At 69.8% G+C, this 17927-nt stretch carries 13 protein-coding genes and 1 pseudogene; 13 read left to right on the top strand and 1 reads right to left on the bottom strand.

What is annotated here, in order from left to right; all coding sequences use genetic code 11:
* Positions 1 to 308 precede the first annotated feature (308 nt).
* The 5 genes from OIE53_RS09140 to OIE53_RS09120 are packed head-to-tail and all read left to right on the top strand — an operon-like array spanning position 309 to position 6182.
* A complete protein-coding gene (locus tag OIE53_RS09140; RefSeq protein ID WP_327026160.1) occupies positions 309 to 1379 on the top strand; it encodes a sugar ABC transporter substrate-binding protein in 1071 nt (356 codons plus the stop codon).
* The gene (locus OIE53_RS09135) at positions 1376 to 2908 is read left to right on the top strand and encodes a sugar ABC transporter ATP-binding protein (protein WP_327026159.1); all 1533 of its coding nucleotides are present in this window, start codon (positions 1376 to 1378) and stop codon (positions 2906 to 2908) included. The genes OIE53_RS09140 and OIE53_RS09135 overlap by 4 nt, the downstream gene beginning before the upstream one ends.
* Positions 2901 to 3938 (top strand): ABC transporter permease, encoded by a 1038-nt coding sequence (locus OIE53_RS09130; protein WP_327026158.1) that lies wholly within the window; start codon positions 2901 to 2903, stop codon positions 3936 to 3938. The genes OIE53_RS09135 and OIE53_RS09130 overlap by 8 nt, the downstream gene beginning before the upstream one ends.
* Positions 3939 to 3987: 49 nt before the next feature.
* Entirely contained in the window at positions 3988 to 5307 is a 1320-nt protein-coding gene (locus tag OIE53_RS09125) for an enolase C-terminal domain-like protein (RefSeq protein ID WP_327026157.1), read from the top strand.
* Positions 5304 to 6182: an amidohydrolase family protein gene (locus tag OIE53_RS09120; RefSeq protein ID WP_327026156.1), complete on the top strand. Its 879-nt coding sequence runs from the start codon at positions 5304 to 5306 to the stop codon at positions 6180 to 6182. Before OIE53_RS09125 ends, OIE53_RS09120 begins: the two co-directional genes overlap by 4 nt.
* Here the strand turns inward: OIE53_RS09120 and OIE53_RS09115 are convergent.
* On the bottom strand, positions 6134 to 6886 hold the full coding sequence (locus OIE53_RS09115; protein WP_327026155.1) for a FadR/GntR family transcriptional regulator: 753 nt from the start codon (positions 6884 to 6886) through the stop codon (positions 6134 to 6136). The genes OIE53_RS09120 and OIE53_RS09115 overlap by 49 nt on opposite strands.
* Before the next feature lie 170 nt (positions 6887 to 7056).
* Here OIE53_RS09115 and OIE53_RS09110 point away from each other — a divergent pair, with 170 nt between their 5' ends.
* The 8 genes and pseudogenes from OIE53_RS09110 to OIE53_RS09075 form a co-directional block, all read left to right on the top strand.
* Entirely contained in the window at positions 7057 to 8082 is a 1026-nt protein-coding gene (locus OIE53_RS09110; protein WP_327026154.1) for a zinc-dependent alcohol dehydrogenase, read from the top strand.
* A gap of 2 nt (positions 8083 to 8084) precedes the next feature.
* Positions 8085 to 8840 (top strand): SDR family oxidoreductase, encoded by a 756-nt coding sequence (locus OIE53_RS09105; protein ID WP_327027129.1) that lies wholly within the window; start codon positions 8085 to 8087, stop codon positions 8838 to 8840.
* 145 nt (positions 8841 to 8985) lie between these two features.
* Positions 8986 to 9447, top strand: coding sequence for a hypothetical protein (locus OIE53_RS09100; protein ID WP_327026153.1), 462 nt, complete (start codon positions 8986 to 8988; stop codon positions 9445 to 9447).
* Positions 9448 to 9776: 329 nt separating this feature from the next.
* Positions 9777 to 12779, top strand: a complete 3003-nt coding sequence (locus OIE53_RS09095) for a glycoside hydrolase family 95 protein (RefSeq protein WP_327026152.1) — start codon at positions 9777 to 9779, stop codon at positions 12777 to 12779.
* Between the two features lie 264 nt (positions 12780 to 13043).
* Positions 13044 to 14171 carry a multiple monosaccharide ABC transporter substrate-binding protein gene (gene chvE, locus OIE53_RS09090; protein ID WP_327026151.1) on the top strand — a complete coding sequence of 376 codons (1128 nt, stop codon included), beginning with the start codon at positions 13044 to 13046 and terminating at the stop codon, positions 14169 to 14171.
* 104 nt (positions 14172 to 14275) lie between these two features.
* The gene (gene mmsA, locus OIE53_RS09085) at positions 14276 to 15811 is read left to right on the top strand and encodes a multiple monosaccharide ABC transporter ATP-binding protein (protein WP_327026150.1); all 1536 of its coding nucleotides are present in this window, start codon (positions 14276 to 14278) and stop codon (positions 15809 to 15811) included.
* Positions 15811 to 17061 (top strand): multiple monosaccharide ABC transporter permease, encoded by a 1251-nt coding sequence (mmsB, locus tag OIE53_RS09080; RefSeq protein WP_327026149.1) that lies wholly within the window; start codon positions 15811 to 15813, stop codon positions 17059 to 17061. Before mmsA ends, mmsB begins: the two co-directional genes overlap by 1 nt.
* Positions 17062 to 17136: 75 nt before the next feature.
* Positions 17137 to 17840: pseudogene (locus tag OIE53_RS09075) on the top strand (ROK family transcriptional regulator); the annotation flags it as partial.
* Between the last annotated feature and the right edge of the window lie 87 nt (positions 17841 to 17927).

The following is a 17927-nucleotide window of genomic DNA, read 5'->3' as shown; positions in this document are numbered from 1 at the left end:
TGTTAGCGTTCCCACGAAGTCTCCCGGTGGGGAAACGGCCGCCCGTCGGTGACCGATTGTGACCGCCAACATCCCCTGTGGTCGGTGGCCCGTCTGGTGTGCGACTCCGCCGTGCAGTCATCAGATCTATCTGGGCTCTCCGTGCTTGTCGCTAACTGGCTTATCCTCGCATCCCGCCTGGAATCGGGCGTTGACGTTACCTGTCGGAAACGCATAACGTCTGACGTCTAGGTCGTGATCCTCGCTGCTCCCCACGTCGCCGGCGGCGCGACCGGCGTCGATGACTCCCCGATCCGGAGGAAACGGCAATGAACCGCAGGGCTCTGCTGAGAGTGGGGCTGACCGTACTGCTGGCCGCCTCGGCCACCGCGGTCGCCGGATGCGGCGACGGCGCGGGCGGCGGATCCGGCTCGGGCGGCGACAAGCTGCTGGTCGGAGTGGACTACCCGCGCTCCGACACCGACTTCTGGAACTCCTACATCGGATACGTGCCCCGGTTCGCCCAGGAGCTGGGTGTGGAGCTGAAGACCACCAACTCGCAGAACGACATCGCCAACCTGATCTCCAACACCCAGACCTTCATCAGCCAGGGGGTCAAGGGGGTGGTGATGGCCCCGCAGGACACCGCCGCGATCGCGCCCACCCTGACCCAACTCGAGGACAAGAAGATCCCGGTGGTCACCATCGACACCCGGCCGGACACCGGCAAGGTCTTCATGGTGGTCCGGGCCGACAACCGGGCGTACGGCACGAAGGCCTGCCAGTTCCTCGGCACCAAGCTCGGCGGCCGGGGCAAGGTCGTCATGCTCCAGGGCGGCCTGGACTCGATCAACGGTCGGGACCGCACGGAGGCCTTCAACGAGTGCATGCGGCGGGACTTCCCCGGCATCACCGTCTTCGGGGAGGCCACCGACTGGAAGGCGGAGGTGGCGGCCTCGAAGTTGCAGACCCGGTTCGCCTCCGACCCGGACATCAAGGGCATCTACCTGCAGTCCTCCTTCGCCCTCTCCGGCACCCTCCAGATCCTCAAGCAGCGCGGCCTCCAGGTGCCGCCGGAGGACCCCCGGCACGTCTTCGTGGTCTCCAACGACGGCATCCCGCAGGAGTTGAAGAACATCGGCGAAGGGCTGATCGACGCCACCGTCAGCCAGCCGGCCGACCTGTACGCCCGGTACGGGCTGGAGTACGTCAAGGCGGCGATCGAGGGCAGGACCTTCCAGCCCGGCCCCACCGAACACGGCAGCACCATCATCCAGGTGCGTGATGGCCTGCTGGAGGACCAGCTTCCCGCGCCCCTGGTGACCCTGGACGGCGCGCCGATCGCGGGCGAGCCCACCACCCGGTTCGACGACCCCGTCCTGTGGGGCAACAACGCATGAGCGCCGACCGGCAGGCCCCGACCGGCGGGCCGGTCGAGGGCGACCGGCCCGTCGTCGAGGCGGTGGACATCACCAGACGCTTCGGCTCCACCCTGGCCCTGTCCGAGGCCGGCATCGTGGTCCGGCGGGGGGAGACCCACGCCCTGGTCGGGCGCAACGGCGCCGGCAAGTCCACCCTGGTCGGCATCCTCACCGGCCTGCTGGCCGCCGACGCCGGTCAGGTGAGCTTCGACGGGGTACCGGCGCCACCCCTGGCCGACCGGGACCGGTGGCGACGGCAGGTGGCCTGCGTCTACCAGAAGTCGACAATCATTCCGACCCTGACGGTGGCGGAGAACCTGTTCCTCAACCGACATCCGGGCCGACCGATCCGCTGGGGCACCCTGCGCCGACAGGCCCGGGAACTGCTCGCGCAGTGGTCGGTGGAGGTGGATGTCCGCCAACCCGCCTCGACCCTGACGGTCGAGCAGCGGCAGTTCGTGGAGATCGCCCGAGCACTGTCCTTCGGGGCCCGGTTCATCATCCTCGACGAGCCGACCGCCCAACTCGACGGCGCGGGCATCGAGCGGTTGTTCACCCGGCTGCGCGACCTGCGGGCCCAGGGGGTGACCTTCCTGTTCATCAGTCACCATCTCCAGGAGATCTACGAGATCTGCGACCAGGTGACCGTCTTCCGCGACGCCCGGCACATCCTGACCGCCCCGGTGGCACAGCTGAGCCGCCCGGCGCTGGTCGCGGCCATGACCGGGGAAGAGATGAGCATGCCCGAGGCCGCCCACCGCCCGCCTGCCGCCGAACAGCCGGTGGTGTTGTCCGTACGGGACCTGGTCACCACCTCCGGCGCCGAGATCTCCCTGGCGGCTAAGGCCGGTGAGGTCCTCGGCATCGCCGGTGGCGGGGGCAGTGGCAAGGTCGAGGTGGCCGAGGCGATCGTCGGGCTGGCCCGCCCGGCGGCCGGGACGGTCACCCTGGAGGGCCGGCGGCTGCGCCCCGGCAGCGTGCCGGACGCCCTGGCCGCCGGGATCGGTCTGGTGCCGCAGGACCGGCACCGGGAGGGCCTGGTGCCCCTGCTCTCCATCGGGGAGAACGTCACCATGACCGTGCCGCAGCGGCTGGGCCGGTGGGGCCTGATCTGGCCGGCCCGCCGGGACACCCTGGCCCGGCAGAGCATCGCCGACCTGGCCATCAAGGCCACCGGCCCCCAGGTCCCGGTCGCCGAACTGTCCGGCGGCAACCAGCAGAAGGTGGTGCTGGGTCGGGCGCTGGCCAGCGACCCCAAGCTGCTGGTGCTCATCACCCCGACCGCCGGGGTGGACGTACGCGCCAAGCAGACCCTGCTCGACGTCGTGGAGCAGGTGAGACAGCGCGGTACGGCCGTGCTGGTCGTCTCCGACGAGGTGGACGACCTGCGGATCTGTGACCGGGTGCTGGTGATGGTCCAGGGGCGGGTGGTCCGGGAGATGGCTCCCGGCTGGAGCGACAACGATCTGGTAGCCGCCATGGAAGGGGTGGATCTCCACCATGCCTGAGAGGCTGTCCACCGCCGCGTCCCCGGCCACCACCCCACCGGCCACCGCGCCGCCCCCGCGCAGCCTGGCCCTCGCCCGGCTGCGGGATCTGGCCCTGGTGCCGGCGATCATCGCGGTGGCCGTCGTCGGGTTCATCGTCAACCCGGTCTTCCTCAGCTCCGACAACATCATCAACGTGCTGCAGAGCATGTCGGAGATCGCCATCGTGGTGCTGGCCCAGACCATCGTGCTGATCACCGGGAAGATGGACCTGTCCCTGGAGTCCACCTTCGGGCTGGCCCCCGGCATCGCCGCCTGGCTGATCATCGACCCGGCCCTGACCCGGGGACTGGGCCTGGACTTCCTGCCCTCGGCCTGGGCGGTCCCGGTGGTGCTGGCGGTCGGTGCCCTGGTCGGCGCCTTCAACGGGCTGCTGATCGTCCGGTTCGGGCTCAACGGGTTCATCGTCACCCTGGGCATGCTCATCGTGCTGCGCGGACTGCTGACCGGCATCTCCGGCGGTCAGACCTTCTTCGCCCTGCCGGAGTCGATGACCTATCTGGGCTCGACCAGTTGGCTGGGGGTCCCCGCCTCGATCTGGCTGTCGCTGCTGCTGTTCGGCCTCGGCATCGGGGTGCTGGGCTACACCCGGGCCGGTCGGGCCCTCTACGCCATCGGCGGCAATGTCGACGCCGCCCGAGCCGCCGGCATCCGGACCGACCGGGTGCTGTGGATCGCCCTGATAGTCGCCAGCATGCTCGCCGCCCTGGCCGGGCTGCTGATGAGTGGACGGCTGGCCGCCGTACCGGCCGCGCAGGGCAGCGGGGCGATCTTCCAGGTGTTCGCCGCCGCGGTCATCGGTGGGGTCAGCCTCAACGGCGGCAAGGGCACGGTCTTCGGCGCCTTCACCGGGGTCCTGCTCCTTTTCATGATCATCAACGTGTTGACCCTGGCCGGGGTGCCCGCGCAGTGGACCAACTTCCTCAACGGCACGGTCATCCTGGTGGCCCTGGTGGTCTCCCGGATCACCGCCGGCAAGGCCCAGACATGACCCGGCGCACCCCCGGCAGGTCAGCCCTCCGATCCCGACAGGAGTCGCGGTGACAGAACTCATCTCCTCCGTCGAGGCCATCGACGTGCGGTTCCCCACCTCCCGCCACCGGGACGGCTCGGACGCGATGAACCCCTTCCCGGACTACTCCGCGGCGTACGTACTGCTGCGTACCACCGCCGGGGCGCAGGGGCACGGCCTGGTCTTCACGGTGGGCCGGGGCACCGAGATCCAGGTGGCCGCGGTGCAGTCGTTGGCCGCGATGGTGGTCGGTCAACCGGTCGACGAACTCGTCGCCGATCCCGGCACCCTGGCCCGCCGACTCGTCGGGGACAGCCAGATCCGCTGGCTGGGCCCGGAGAAGGGGGTGGTGCACATGGCCGCCGGGGGCCTGATCAACGCGGTGTGGGATCTGGCCGCCCGCCGGGCCGGCAAGCCGCTGTGGAAGCTGCTGGCCGACCTCACCCCGGAACAGTTGGTGGCCCAGGTGGACTTCCGCTACCTGCGGGACGCCCTGGACGAACAGGAGGCCCTGGCGCTGCTGCGGGCCGCCGCCGAGGGTCGGGCCGAGCGGGAGGCGATCCTGCGGGTCGAGGGCTACCCGGCCTACACCACCACTCCGGGCTGGTTGGGCTACGACGACGAGAAGCTGGCCCGACTGTGCCGGGAGGCCGTCGAGGCGGGGTACGGGCTGATCAAGCTGAAGGTCGGCGGCAACCTGGCCGAGGACGTACGCCGGATGGGTATCGCCCGGCGGGCGGTCGGGCCGCGGGTCCGCATCGCGGTCGACGCCAACCAGGTCTGGGGGGTGCCCGAGGCGATCGGGTGGATGCGGGAACTGGCCGCATTCGACCCCTACTGGATCGAGGAGCCGACCTCCCCGGACGACGTGCTGGGCCACGCCGCGGTCCGCGCGGCCCTGGCGCCGATCAAGGTGGCCACCGGCGAGCACATGCACAACGCGGTGATGTTCAAGCAGTTGCTCCAGGCTCGGGCCGTCGACGTGGTGCAGATCGACGCCTGCCGGGTGGCCGGGGTCAACGAGAACCTGGCGATCCTGCTGCTGGCCGCCAAGTTCGGGGTGCCGGTCTGCCCGCACGCCGGGGGAGTGGGACTCTGCGAGCTGGTGCAGCACCTGGCCATGTTCGACTTCGTCGCGCTCAGCGGCAGCATGCAGGACCGGGCCATCGAGTACGTCGACCACCTGCACGAACACTTCGTCGATCCGGTACGGATCCGCGGCGGACGCTACCTGGCCCCCACCGCACCCGGGATGAGCGCCCAACTCGTACCCGCCGCGCTGGCCGACTACCGCTATCCCGACGGCCCGGAATGGGCCGCACCGACCATGGCGGGAGCACCCGCATGATCATCGACTCGCACCATCACCTGTGGCGCCCGGAGCGCGGCTACACCTGGCTCAACGAGCCGGGGCTGGAGGTCCTCCGCCGGCCCTTCACCCCGCAGGACCTGACCGCCGAGCTGACCGCCACCGGGGTGCAGGGCACCGTGCTGGTCGAGGGCGGCCGGTGCCATCCCGACGAGGCGGCCGAGTTCCTCGGCTACGCCGCCGACACCGCCCCGATCCTGGGGGTGGTGGCCTGGCTGGATGTGGGCTCCGGTGAGGTCGGCGAGACCATCGCCGGGTACCGGCGGCTGCGCGGCGGGGAGTTGCTGGTCGGGCTCCGCTCGCAGGTGCAGGGAGAGACCGACCCCGACTATCTGGACCGACCGGAGGTACGCCGAGGACTGGCCGAGATCGCCGCCGCCGGGCTGGTGTTCGACCTGGTGATCCGGGCCGATCAACTGCCCTCGGCCGTCCGGGCGGCGCGGGCCCTGCCGGAACTCCGCCTCGTCCTGGACCATCTGGGCAAGCCCCGCATCGACGAGGGGGCGGCCGGGCTGCGCCGCTGGCGTACCCCCTTCGCCGACCTGGCCGCCCAACCGAACGTGACCGCCAAGCTGTCCGGTCTGGTGACCGAGGCCGCACCGGACTGGTCCCCGGTGGACCTGCGGCCCTTCGTCGAGGTGGCGGTCGCACAGTTCGGCCCGCAACGTCTGATGTTTGGCTCGGACTGGCCGGTGTGCCTGCTCAGAGCGGACTACCCCGGGGTGCTGCGGGCGTTGCAGGCGGCCCTGCCCCCGCTGGCCGACCGGCAGCGCTACGAGATCTTCGCCGGTACCGCCCTGCGCACCTACGACCTGGCCGGCCGGCGGGACCCCGTCCCGGCCGGCCCCGCGTGACCGGGGCGTTGGGACCGGGTCGGCTTGGCCGCCAGCACGGTACGCAGCCAGGCCTCGGAGGTGTTCACATGGATCAACGCACTGGCCTGGGCGAGCAGTTGGTCCCGCGAGCGCAGGGCCTGATAGATGGCCTGGTGCTCGTCGATGGTCTTGTGGGCCGCGTTGCCCTCGATCAGCCCTCGCCACACCCGGGCCCGCAGGGTCCGGCTGGAGAGCCCGTCCAGCAGGGAGGTCAGGGTCTCGTTACCGGTGGTCGCGATGACGGTGTGGTGGAAGGCGGTGTCGAACTGGATCAGCTTCTCGGCGTCGTCCGCCGCCGCCCGCATGTCCTGCAGGATCTGGGCCAGCTCGTCGAGTCGGGTGTCGGTCATCCGCAACGCCGCCAGGCCGGTGGCCACCGGCTCCAGCATCCGCCGGACCTCCATCACCTCCAGCAGGGTGTCGTCGCGCAGCAGTTCCACCGCCAGGCCCAGCCCCTCCAGCAGCAGCCGGGGGGCGAGGCTGGTGACGTAGGTGCCGTCGCCCCGTCGGACGTCGAGCACCCGGGCCGATTCCAGCACCTTGACCGCCTCGCGGACCCCGCTGCGGGACAACCCCATCTGGGCGGCCAGTTGTGGCTCCGGTGGCAGCCGCGCCCCCGGTGGCAACTCACCGCTCTGGATCATGCTGCGGATCTTCACGATCGCGTCGTCGGTCAGTGCCATCCACGCCCCCTTCGCCACCGGCCCGCCGGGCACCCCCGACGCGGATCCGCCGCCGGCGATCGGCCCCACCACTATAGAGACGTCGGACGTTTGCCGTGGTCGTGGTCCACGCCGGCCGGACGGTGTCCCCTCAGCATCCCCCACCAGCGGCACCGGACCGAGGAGGCGGCGTGAACCGCAGCGCGTACTACATCGGTGAGCAGACCTTCGTCGTCGAGGAGACCGAACTGGTGCCCCCCGAGGCGGGACAGGTCCGGATCGAGGTCGCCTACACCGGCATCTGCGGCACCGACCTGCACATCGCCCACGGGGCGATGGACCAGCGGGTCCGGGTACCGGCGGTGATCGGGCACGAGATGTCGGGCCGGATCGCCGAGGTGGGCGCGGGGGTCGAGGGTCACCGGGTGGGTGATCCGGTGACGGTGATGCCGCTGGACTGGTGTGGCCGCTGCCCGGCCTGCCGGGCCGGGCACACCCACATCTGTCACCGGCTGACCTTCGTCGGCATCGACTCCCCGGGGGCCATGCAGCGGTCCTGGACGGTGCCGGCCCGGCTCCTGGTGCCGCTGCCGGAAGGGTTGCCGCTGACCCACGCCGCCCTGGTGGAGCCGACCGCGGTGGCCGTGCACGACGTACGACGCTCCCGGCTGGTCGCCGGAGAACACGCAGTGGTCATCGGCGCCGGCCCGGTCGGGCTGCTGATCGGCACGGTGGCCCGGGCCACCGGGGCCGAGGTGACCGTGCTGGAACTCGACCCGCGACGCCGCGAACTCGCCGCCGAGATCGGCCTGACCACGGTCGACCCCGACACGGTCGATGTGGTCGGGTACCTGCACGAGATCACCGGGGGAGCCGGGGCCGAGGTGGTGTACGAGGTGTCCGGCTCGGCCGCCGGGGTCCGCACCGCCACGGAACTGCTGGCCGTACGCGGGCGGCTGGTCGTGGTGGCGATCCACCCCACCCCCCGGGAGGTGGACCTGCACCGGATCTTCTGGCGGGAGCTGGAGCTGATCGGGGTACGGGTCTACGAGCACGCCGACTACGTGGAGGCGGTCCGGCTGGTGCACGGTGCCCAGGTGCCCGCCGATCGGCTGATCTCCCGGATCGTGCCGCTGACCGAGGTGGCGCAGGCCTTCGAGGCGCTGGCCGCCGGGGGTGACGTCAAGGTGCTCATCGACTGTGGAGGAGACAGGTGACCATGTTCGACCTCACCGGCCGGTTGGCCGTGGTGACCGGCTGCCGTCGCGGCATCGGTTTGGCCATGGCGGAGGCCCTGGCCGCCGCCGGTGCCGACGTGATCGGGGTGAGCGCCGGGCTGGAGGAGACCGGCAGCGAGGTCGCCCGGCGGGTGCAGGCGTACGGCCGGGTCTTCCTGCCGTATCGGGCGGACCTGTCCGATCGGGACGCCGTGCGGGCGCTGGCGCAGTGGCTCGGGCAGCGGGACCGGCCGGTGGACATCCTGGTCAACAACGCCGGCACGATCCGCCGGGCACCCGCTGCCGAGCATGCCGACACCGACTGGGACCACGTGCTGGAGGTCGACCTCAACGCCCCGTTCGTGCTGGCCCGGGAGGTCGGTCGGGGCATGATCGCGCGCGGCACCGGCAAGATCATCTTCACCGCCTCGATGCTGAGCTTCCAAGGGGGTGTCACCGTCCCCGGCTACGCCGCGGCGAAATCCGGGATCGCCGGTCTGACCCGGGCCCTGGCCAACGAGTGGGCCCGGCACGGGGTCAATGTCAACGCCATCGCCCCGGGCTACATCAGTACGGACAACACCCAGGCGCTGCGCGAGCAGCCGGAGCGCAACCGGGCGATCCTGGAGCGGATTCCGGCCGGCCGCTGGGGCCGTCCGGAGGACCTGGCCGGCATCACGGTCTTCCTGGCCTCCGACGCGGCGGCCTACCTGCACGGCGCGGTGATCCCGGTCGATGGCGGCTGGCTTGCCCGCTGACCAGCGCCGATGTCATTGGCCCTTGCCTTGTTATCGATAACATTTTATCTTTCGGCATCAGGAGTGTGACACCTTCGTCGCCTGCGACGGCCCATCGTCGAAGTCGGAGGCAGTTGTCGGGACTTCGCTGGTAGGAGGGGGTTTCATGCGGCTGTCAGGCCGGGTGGGGTACGCGGGAGGCAGGTCGAACGGTACGGTCGCCGCGTTCATCGAGCTCGATCGGCTACGGCAGCGGTCGGTCGCCGCATCCGGTGACCAGTCCTGCGTGGCCGCCTTCGAGTCGACCTACCGGGCTCTGCCCGCCAGCCGGCGACGACTGTTCCGGTACCTGGGCCTGCATCCCGGGCCGGACTTCGACGTGTGCGCGGCAGCGGCGTTGGGCAATCTGACCCCGGTGCACGCCCGACGCACCCTGGCCGACCTGTGCGAGCGTCGACTGGTCGTCGAGTGTGGCACCCGCTACCGGATCCCGGATCTGATCGCTGAGCACGCCCGGCGGCTTGCTTACGAGGAACCCGCCGTGCTCCGTGCCGCCGCCCTGGCCCGCCTGGCCAGTGCGGATCGGAGCCTGGCCCCTCGCCGTGGCCGTCCGGGCGACCGACACTGAACGGCCGTCCTCCCGAATACATCTGATGTAAGCGGCCGCTGACATCCGATCCCCTGATCGCCGAGGGTGGGTCTGATCCTGCCCTGTGAGCTGTTCAACCAGCATCTTCTGCCGGGTCAGGTCAACTGAATGCCGTTGCATTGACCATTGCCTATCTCTGGTGGCGGGAGTAACATTTCGGAAACACATCAGATGTCTGCCTGTCTCGCAGGCTATCGGCTACCTGACGCGTCGCGGCCGGGATTGGCGTCCACCGGCTGATCCAGCAGGTGCCCATTCACGTTTCCGCGCTTCGGGTGGCCGGGGTCGGTCACCCCTTTGGAGGATCGATGTCAGATCTGACCCGACGGCAGGCTCTCACAATCGGCGCGGCGGGTGCCGGCGGAGCCCTGTTGCCGCTGCCCTGGACCGCCACCGCCCGGGCCGGCTCGGTGGCGCCCCCGCAGGTGTTGGCGGCCGGCGACCTGGCCCTCTGGTACGACCGGGGGGCCGGCACCGACTGGCTGCGGGCCCTACCGATCGGCAACGGCCGACTGGGGGCCATGGTGTTCGGCAACAGCGACACCGAACGCCTGCAACTCAACGAGGACACCGTCTGGGCGGGCGGCCCCCACGACTCCAGCAACCCCCGGGGCGCCGGCTCGCTGGCGGAGATCCGCAGACTGGTCTTCGCCAACCAGTGGTCCCAGGCCCAGAACCTGATCAACCAGACCATGCTCGGCAACCCGGTAGGACAGCTGGCCTATCAGACCGTCGGCAACCTCCGACTGGCCTTCCCCGGTGCCACCGGCACCTCCCAGTACCACCGGCAGTTGGACCTGACCACCGCGACCACCTCGGTCACCTATCTGATGAGCGGGGTGCGCTACCAGCGGGAGGTCTTCGCCAGCGCGCCGGACCAGATCATCGCGATGCGGCTGACCGCCGACCGGTCCGCCTCGATCACCTTCACGGCCACCTTCGACAGCCCGCAGCGGACCACCGTGTCCAGCCCGGACGGGGCGACGATCGGTCTGGACGGGATCTCCGGCAACCAGGAGGGGGTCAACGGGGCGGTCCGGTTCCTGGCCCTGGCCCACGCCACCGTCAACGGCGGCACGGTCAGCAGCTCCGGCGGGACCCTGCGGGTCACCGGGGCCACCAGCGTGACCCTGCTGATCTCGATCGGCTCCAGCTATGTCAACTTCCGCAACGTCGGCGGCGACTACCAGGGCATCGCGCGACGGCACCTCACCGCGGCCCGGGCCAGCAGCTACGACCAGTTGCGCGCCCGGCATGTCGCCGACTACCAGGTGCTGTTCGGCCGGGTGAGTCTCGACCTGGGGCGGACCTCGGCGGCCGACCAGCCGACGGACGTACGCATCGCCCAGCACAACACCGTCAACGACCCGCAGTTCTCGGCCCTGCTGTTCCAGTACGGCCGGTACCTGCTGATCTCCTCCTCGCGGCCGGGCACCCAACCGGCGAACCTCCAGGGCATCTGGAACGACTCGCTGACCCCGGCCTGGGACTCGAAGTACACCATCAACGCGAACCTGCCGATGAACTACTGGCCGGCGGACACCACCAACCTGTCCGAGTGCTACCAGCCGGTGTTCGCGATGATCCAGGACCTGACGGTCAGCGGGGCCCGCACCGCCCAGGTGCAGTACGGCGCCGGTGGCTGGGTCACCCACCACAACACCGACGCCTGGCGGGGCGCCTCCGTGGTCGACGGCGCCTTCTGGGGGATGTGGCAGACCGGCGGGGCGTGGCTGGCCACCATGATCTGGGACCACTACCTGTTCACCGGGGACCTGGACTTCCTGCGCGCCAACTACCCCGCGATGAAGGGCGCCGCCCAGTTCTTCCTCGACACCCTGGTCACCGAACCCACCCTCGGCTACCTGGTCACCAACCCCTCCAACTCACCCGAGATCGGCCACCATGCCGACGCCAGCGTCTGCGCCGGTCCGACCATGGACAACCAGATCCTGCGGGACCTCTTCGACGGCTGCGCCCGGGCCAGCGAACTCCTCAACACCGACGCCACCTTCCGGGCCCAGGTCCGGGCCACCCGCGACCGGCTGGCCCCGACCCGGGTCGGCTCGCGCGGCAACATCATGGAGTGGCTCTACGACTGGGTGGAGACCGAACGCAACCACCGGCACGTCTCCCACCTGTACGGCCTGGCCCCCAGCAATCAGATCACCCGGCGGGGCACCCCCCAACTGTTCGAGGCCGCCCGACGCACCCTGGAGATCCGTGGCGACGACGGCACCGGCTGGTCCCTGGCCTGGAAGATCAATTTCTGGGCCCGCCTGGAAGAGGGCAACCGGGCGCACGACCTCATCCGCTACCTGGCCACCCCGGCCCGGCTGGCACCGAACATGTTCGACCTGCACCCACCGTTCCAGATCGACGGCAACTTCGGCGCCACCGCCGGCATCGCCGAGATGCTGCTGCACAGTCACGCCGGTGAGCTGCACCTGCTGCCCGCCCTACCGACCGCCTGGCCCACCGGATCCGTCAGCGGCCTGCGCGGGCGGGGCGGCCACACCGTAGGCCTGACCTGGAGCAACGGCCAGGCCACCGAGATCCTCGTCCGGCCGGACCGGCCCGGCACCGTACGCCTGCGGGCCCGGATGTTCACCGGCACCTTCACCCTGGTCGACACCGCCGACGGCACCTCGCCCCGGACCACCCGGATCGAGCCCGACCTGATCGAGGTAGCCGTGCAGGGCGGGCGCACCTACCGGGCCACCGGCTCGGTGGGTACGCCCACCGCACCGACCCTGGAGCAGAGCTTCACCAACGCCGGCACCAGCAACGACAGCAACACCGGGGTGGCCAACTTCGACGGCAACGGCGCCAGCCTCTCCGCCCAGGCCCTGGCCCAGGCCGGGGTAACCCCGGGCAGCACGGTGAGCCGCAACGGGGTGAACTTCCGCTGGCCCGCCGTGGCCCCCGGCGGCGCGGACAACGCGATCGCCTCCGGCCAGTCGATAGGCGTCACCGGCACGGGGCGTACCCTCGGGATCCTCGCCACCGGCACCTACGGTGCGGTGTCCGGCACGGCCACTGTGGTCTACGCCGACGGGACCCGGCAGAGCTTCACCCTGAGCACCCCGGACTGGTACGGCGGACCGCACGCCGGTGGCTCCGCCGCCATCGTGATGGCATACCAGAACCGCCCCGGCAACCAGCGGCACAACGTCTCCGCCTGCATCTACTACCTCGGGGTGGGGTTGCAGAACAAGCCGGTGAGCCGGGTGGAACTGCCCAACATCAGCGCCCGGCCGGCGGCCAACGTACCGACCATGCACATCTTCGCCATCGCGATAGGGGGCTGAGAAACCCGCGCGACTGCGGACCGGCGTGCCGGCCACGGGGGGTGCCGTGGCCGGCACGCCCTGGTTCCGGGGGATCTCAGCCCTCGCCACCGGCCGCCACCTGCGGTTCCCCAGCCGATCGGGGGAGTGGCGGGAACGTTACGAGACCGTGACCGCTGGATCTCAGAACAGGTGTTGACCTGGTCGATGTGAGCGCTAACACTTGGCCTCCAAGTGCGACCCATGCCGCCGGGGCGACGGCGCGAGTTCAGATTGGGGAAGCCAGTGAGCAGAAGAATCCTGGCCGCTCTCGGTAGCGCCGTGCTGGCGCTGAGCCTGGCGGCGTGCAGTGGTGAGGGCGCCGGCAGCGGTAACGACAGCGACAAGCCCGGTGATCTGACCATCGGCGTCTCGATGCCCACCCAGACCTCCGAGCGATGGATCGCCGACGGCAACTTCGTCAAGGAGAAGCTGGAGGCCAAGGGCTACAAGGTGGACCTTCAGTACGCAGGCGACGACATCCCCACCCAGTCCCAGCAGGTCGACCAGATGATCACCCGTGGGGCCGACGTGCTGATCATCGCGGCGATCGCCGGCACCGCGCTCAGCGGGCAGTTGCAGGCGGCGGCCGACGCCAAGATCCCGGTGATCTCCTACGACCGGCTCATCCGGGACAGCCCCAATGTCGACTTCTACGTCAGCTTCGACAACTACAAGGTAGGGGTGGCCCAGGCCACCGCCTTGCTGGTCGGGCTGGGCCTGCAGACCAAGGACGGCGCCAAGGGTGAGGCGACCGGGCCGTTCAACATCGAACTGTTCGCCGGCTCCCTGGACGACAACAACACCCAGTACTTCTTCGGCGGGGCGATGGACACCCTCAAGCCGTTCATCGACGCCGGCACCCTGAAGGTGAAGTCCGGGCAGAACAAGATCGATCAGGTGGCGATCCTGCGCTGGCAGCAGGAGGGCGCGCAGAAGCGGATGGAGGATCTGCTGACCTCCAGCTACAACGACGGCACCAAGGTGCACGGGGTGCTCTCGCCGTACGACGGTCTCTCCCGGGGCATCATCACCGCCCTGCAGAACGCCGGCTACCGCGACGACATGCCGGTGGTGACCGGGCAGGACGCCGAGATCGCCTCCGTCAAACTGATCAACGACGGGGTGCAGGACTCCACCATCTTCAAGGACACCCGACTGCTGGCCGAGCAGGCCGCGATCGCCGCGGAGTCCTTCCTGCAGGACAAGACCCCGCAGGCCAACGACACCGAGACCTACGACAATGGGGTCAAGGTGGTGCCGTCGTACCTGCTGCCGATCGAGACCGTGTTCGCCGACGACATCAAGCCGGTCCTGATCGACTCCGGCTACTTCACCGCCGAGGAGGTCGCCGCCGGCCAGGCCAAGGGCTGACGGCGTCATCCCCGGGCTCGGCGGCGAGCACTCGCCGCCGAGCCCGGATCGCTTACCACCGCACACTTCGCCCGCACCCTGATCGAGACCGCAGGAGGGTGAGCATGGACGACCACATCCTCGAGATGCGTCGCATCACCAAGACCTTCCCGGGGGTGGCGGCGCTTCAGGACGTCACCCTCGCCGTACGCCGTGGCGAGATCCACGCCATCTGCGGTGAGAACGGCGCCGGCAAGTCCACCCTGATGAAGGTGCTGTCCGGGGTGTACCCCACGGGCGGCTACTCCGGGGAGATCCTGCTCGACGGCAAGCCGGTGGACTTCCGGGGCATCCGCGACAGCGAGGCCCACGGCATCGTCATCATCCACCAGGAACTGGCCCTGGTGCCGTACCTGTCCATCGCCGAGAACATCTTCCTCGGCAACGAACGCCGGGGCCGCAGCGGCCTGATCGACTGGAACCGCACCAACGCCGAGGCGGCCGAACTGCTCGCCTCGGTCGGCCTGCACGAGAACCCGGTCACCCCGGTGGTGCAGCTCGGGGTCGGCAAGCAGCAACTGGTCGAGATCGCCAAGGCGCTGTCCAAGAAGGTCAAACTGCTGATCCTGGACGAGCCGACGGCCGCCCTCAACGACATCGACTCGGCACACCTGCTGGACCTGATGCGCCGGCTGCGTGACCAGGGCATCACCTGCATCATGATCTCGCACAAGCTGAACGAGATCACCGCCATCGCCGACTCCACCACGGTGCTGCGCGACGGCCGGACGGTGCGGCGGCTGGAGATGGGCTCGGGCCAGGTCACCCAGGAGCAGATCATCCGGGACATGGTCGGCCGGGACCTGGACAGCTTCTATCCCGACCGGGTCTCCTCCCCGGGCGCGGAGGTGCTGCGCATCGAGGACTGGACCGTCCGGCACCCCACCCAGGACCGGCTGGTGGTCGACCGGGCCAGCCTGAACGTACGGGCCGGGGAGGTGGTCGGCATCGCCGGGTTGATGGGGGCGGGCCGCACCGAGTTGGCGATGAGCGTCTTCGGGCGCTCCTACGGGCGGGACATCTCCGGTCGGCTGTACCTGCACGGCAAGGAAATCAGAGCGCGTTCGGTGGCCGAGGCGATCGGCAACGGCATCGCGTACGCCACCGAGGACCGCAAGCGCTTCGGGCTCAACCTCATCGACGATGTACGGCACAACGTCTCCTCGGCGGGCCTGCGCAAGCTGTCCCGGGCCGGCTGGGTGCACGACAACGAGGAGACCCGGGTGGCCGAGGACAGCCGCCGGGACATGAACATCAAGGCCCCCAGTGTGCTGTCCGTGGTGGGCAAGCTCTCCGGCGGAAACCAGCAGAAGGTCGTCCTGTCCAAGTGGCTGTTCACCGATCCGGACGTGCTGATCCTGGACGAGCCGACCCGGGGCATCGACGTCGGGGCGAAGTTCGAGATCTACACGATCATCAACCGGCTGGTCGCCGAGGGTAAGGCGGTCGTCATGATCTCCTCCGAGCTGCCGGAACTGCTGGGCATGTGCGACCGCATCTACACCCTGTCGGCGGGTCGGATCACCGGCGTGCTGCCGGCGGCCGAGGCGACCCAGGAGAAGCTGATGGAACTCATGGCGAGGGACAAGGAATCCGTCTGATGACCAGCACCAAGCCCTCCTCGGTCCACAAGGGTGGGTCGGCCGAGGCTACTCCCGCCGCCGTCCTGCACGTCGGCAGCAGCGACCCGCGCGCCCTGATCATGAACAATCTGCGGCAGAGTGGCATCTTCGCGGCGCTGGTCGTCATCGTCGCCCTCTTCGCCGTTCTCACCGAGGGTGTCTCGCTGAGTCCGGGCAACATCACGAACATCGTCCTGCAGTACTCGTACATCCTCGTGCTCGCCATCGGCATGGTCATCGTGATCATCGGCGGGCACATCGACCTGTCGGTCGGCTCGGTGGTGGCGCTGACCGGCGCGGTCAGCGCCGTGGTCATCATCCGGCAGGGGCAGCCCTGGTGGGTCGGGGTGCTGGCGGCGGTGGCCGTCGGGCTGGCGGTCGGCGCCTGGCACGGCTTCTGGGTCGCGTACGTCGGCATCCCGGCCTTCATCGTGACCCTGGCCGGCATGCTGCTGTTCCGGGGTCTGACCCTGCGGGTGCTGGAGAACGTCTCCCTGTCGCCCTTCCCGGCCGAGTACAACCAGATCGCGGCCGGCTTCCTCAACGGACTCATCGGCGGCGACGGCTACGACGCCTTCACCCTGCTCATCGGCGGCATAGCGGTGGCCGGTTACGTGGTGAGCGGCTTCCGGACCCGGGTGGCGCGGATCCGCTACCAGCAGCCGGTGGAGTCCTTCGCCCTGTTCGTCGCGCGGATGGTCCTGGTCGGTGCCGTGGTCATGTGGTTCGCCTGGCAGTTGGCCAACGCCCGGGGCCTGCCCATCGTACTGATCATCCTGGCCGTGCTGGTGCTGGTCTACGGGCTGCTCACCCGCCGTACCGTCTTCGGTCGGCAGGTCTACGCGATCGGCGGCAACCTGCCGGCGGCGATGCTGTCCGGGGTGAAGGTCCGTACCGTCAACTTCTGGATCTTCGTCAACATGGGCTTCCTGTCCGCGGTGGCCGGGGTCATCTTCTCCTCGCGTTCCAACAGCGCGCAGCCGGCCGCGGGCAACATGTTCGAGCTGGACGCGATCGCGGCGGCCTTCATCGGCGGAGCGGCCGTCACCGGTGGGGTGGGTACCGTGGTGGGTGCCATGGTGGGTGGCCTGATCATGGCCGTGATGAGCAACGGTATGCAGTTGATGGGGGTCGAGCATTCGACGCAGTCGGTGGTCAAGGGGCTGGTGCTGCTGGTCGCGGTGGCCTTCGACGTCTACAACAAGCGCCGGGCCGGCGCGAGTCGTTGACCCCCGCCGCACACCTTGACGTCACGGCGGGTGGTGACCACACTGCCTCCCGTCGGACAGGCCGCATCGACGCTGATGCCGGAGGATCGGGTGGTCCCGGAGGAGATCCGTCGGCGTAACGCCGGCACACTGCTGCGCCACGTCCATCGTCGCGGCGCGATCTCCCGTGCCGAGCTGGCCACCCGGATGGGGCTCAACCGCAGCACCATCCGGGCGCTGACCACCGAGCTGGCCCGACTGGGCCTGGTAGAGGAGGAGTCACCCGCGGAGACCGGCCGGGGATCATCGTCGGCGGTCGGTTGCTGGGCGGGGACGGCGGCTACGGCTGCGAAGTCGGGCACATGGTCGTCAACCCGTACGACGGACGGGCCTGTGGTTGTGGCTCGTCCGGCTGCCTGGAGGCCGAGGTCGGCGAGCGGGCCCTGCTCGACGCCGCCGGGCGGCCCGCCGAGCTGTTCGGCCGTGCGGCGATCCGGGCGGTGACCGACGACGCCGACCGGGGAGATCCGGGCGCCCGTGAGGCGCTGCGCCGGATCGGTGACTGGCTGGGCATCGGGGTGGCCAACCTGATCAACCTGTTCAACCCCGGGATGGTGGTGTTCGGCGGGATGCTGTGCGACCTGTATCCCGGGGCGGCCGAACAGGTCCGGGCCCGCATCGCCCGCAACGTCCTGCCGGTGGCCCGCGAACACGTCAAGCTGCGTACCGCCGCCCTGGGCGACGACGCCACCCTCATCGGCGCCGCCGAACTGGCCTTCACCCCCCTCCTCACCCCCCCTCCCCGCCGATCTTGCACTTTCCGTCCCGACGAAAGGTGTGAATACCGGCATATCGGCGACCGGAAGTGCATGATCGACGGGGAGAGG

This window comes from Micromonospora sp. NBC_01739 (assembly GCF_035920385.1).
GTDB lineage: Bacteria > Actinomycetota > Actinomycetes > Mycobacteriales > Micromonosporaceae > Micromonospora.
Note: the sequence above shows the minus strand (reverse complement) of the source record. Positions and strands in the feature narration are given on the sequence as shown.

What these genes read in the sequence shown, in the direction of transcription:
- OIE53_RS09120 (WP_327026156.1), top strand. Translation starts at nt 5,304, where the DNA reads ATGATCATCGACTCGCACCATCACCTGTGGCGCCCGGAGCGCGGCTAC.
- OIE53_RS09140 (WP_327026160.1), top strand. Translation starts at nt 309, where the DNA reads ATGAACCGCAGGGCTCTGCTGAGAGTGGGGCTGACCGTACTGCTGGCC.
- OIE53_RS09130 (WP_327026158.1), top strand. Translation starts at nt 2,901, where the DNA reads ATGCCTGAGAGGCTGTCCACCGCCGCGTCCCCGGCCACCACCCCACCG.
- OIE53_RS09135 (WP_327026159.1), top strand. Translation starts at nt 1,376, where the DNA reads ATGAGCGCCGACCGGCAGGCCCCGACCGGCGGGCCGGTCGAGGGCGAC.
- OIE53_RS09100 (WP_327026153.1), top strand. Translation starts at nt 8,986, where the DNA reads ATGCGGCTGTCAGGCCGGGTGGGGTACGCGGGAGGCAGGTCGAACGGT.
- OIE53_RS09095 (WP_327026152.1), top strand. Translation starts at nt 9,777, where the DNA reads ATGTCAGATCTGACCCGACGGCAGGCTCTCACAATCGGCGCGGCGGGT.
- mmsB (WP_327026149.1), top strand. Translation starts at nt 15,811, where the DNA reads ATGACCAGCACCAAGCCCTCCTCGGTCCACAAGGGTGGGTCGGCCGAG.
- OIE53_RS09105 (WP_327027129.1), top strand. Translation starts at nt 8,085, where the DNA reads ATGTTCGACCTCACCGGCCGGTTGGCCGTGGTGACCGGCTGCCGTCGC.
- OIE53_RS09115 (WP_327026155.1), bottom strand. Translation starts at nt 6,886, where the DNA reads ATGGCACTGACCGACGACGCGATCGTGAAGATCCGCAGCATGATCCAG.
- mmsA (WP_327026150.1), top strand. Translation starts at nt 14,276, where the DNA reads ATGGACGACCACATCCTCGAGATGCGTCGCATCACCAAGACCTTCCCG.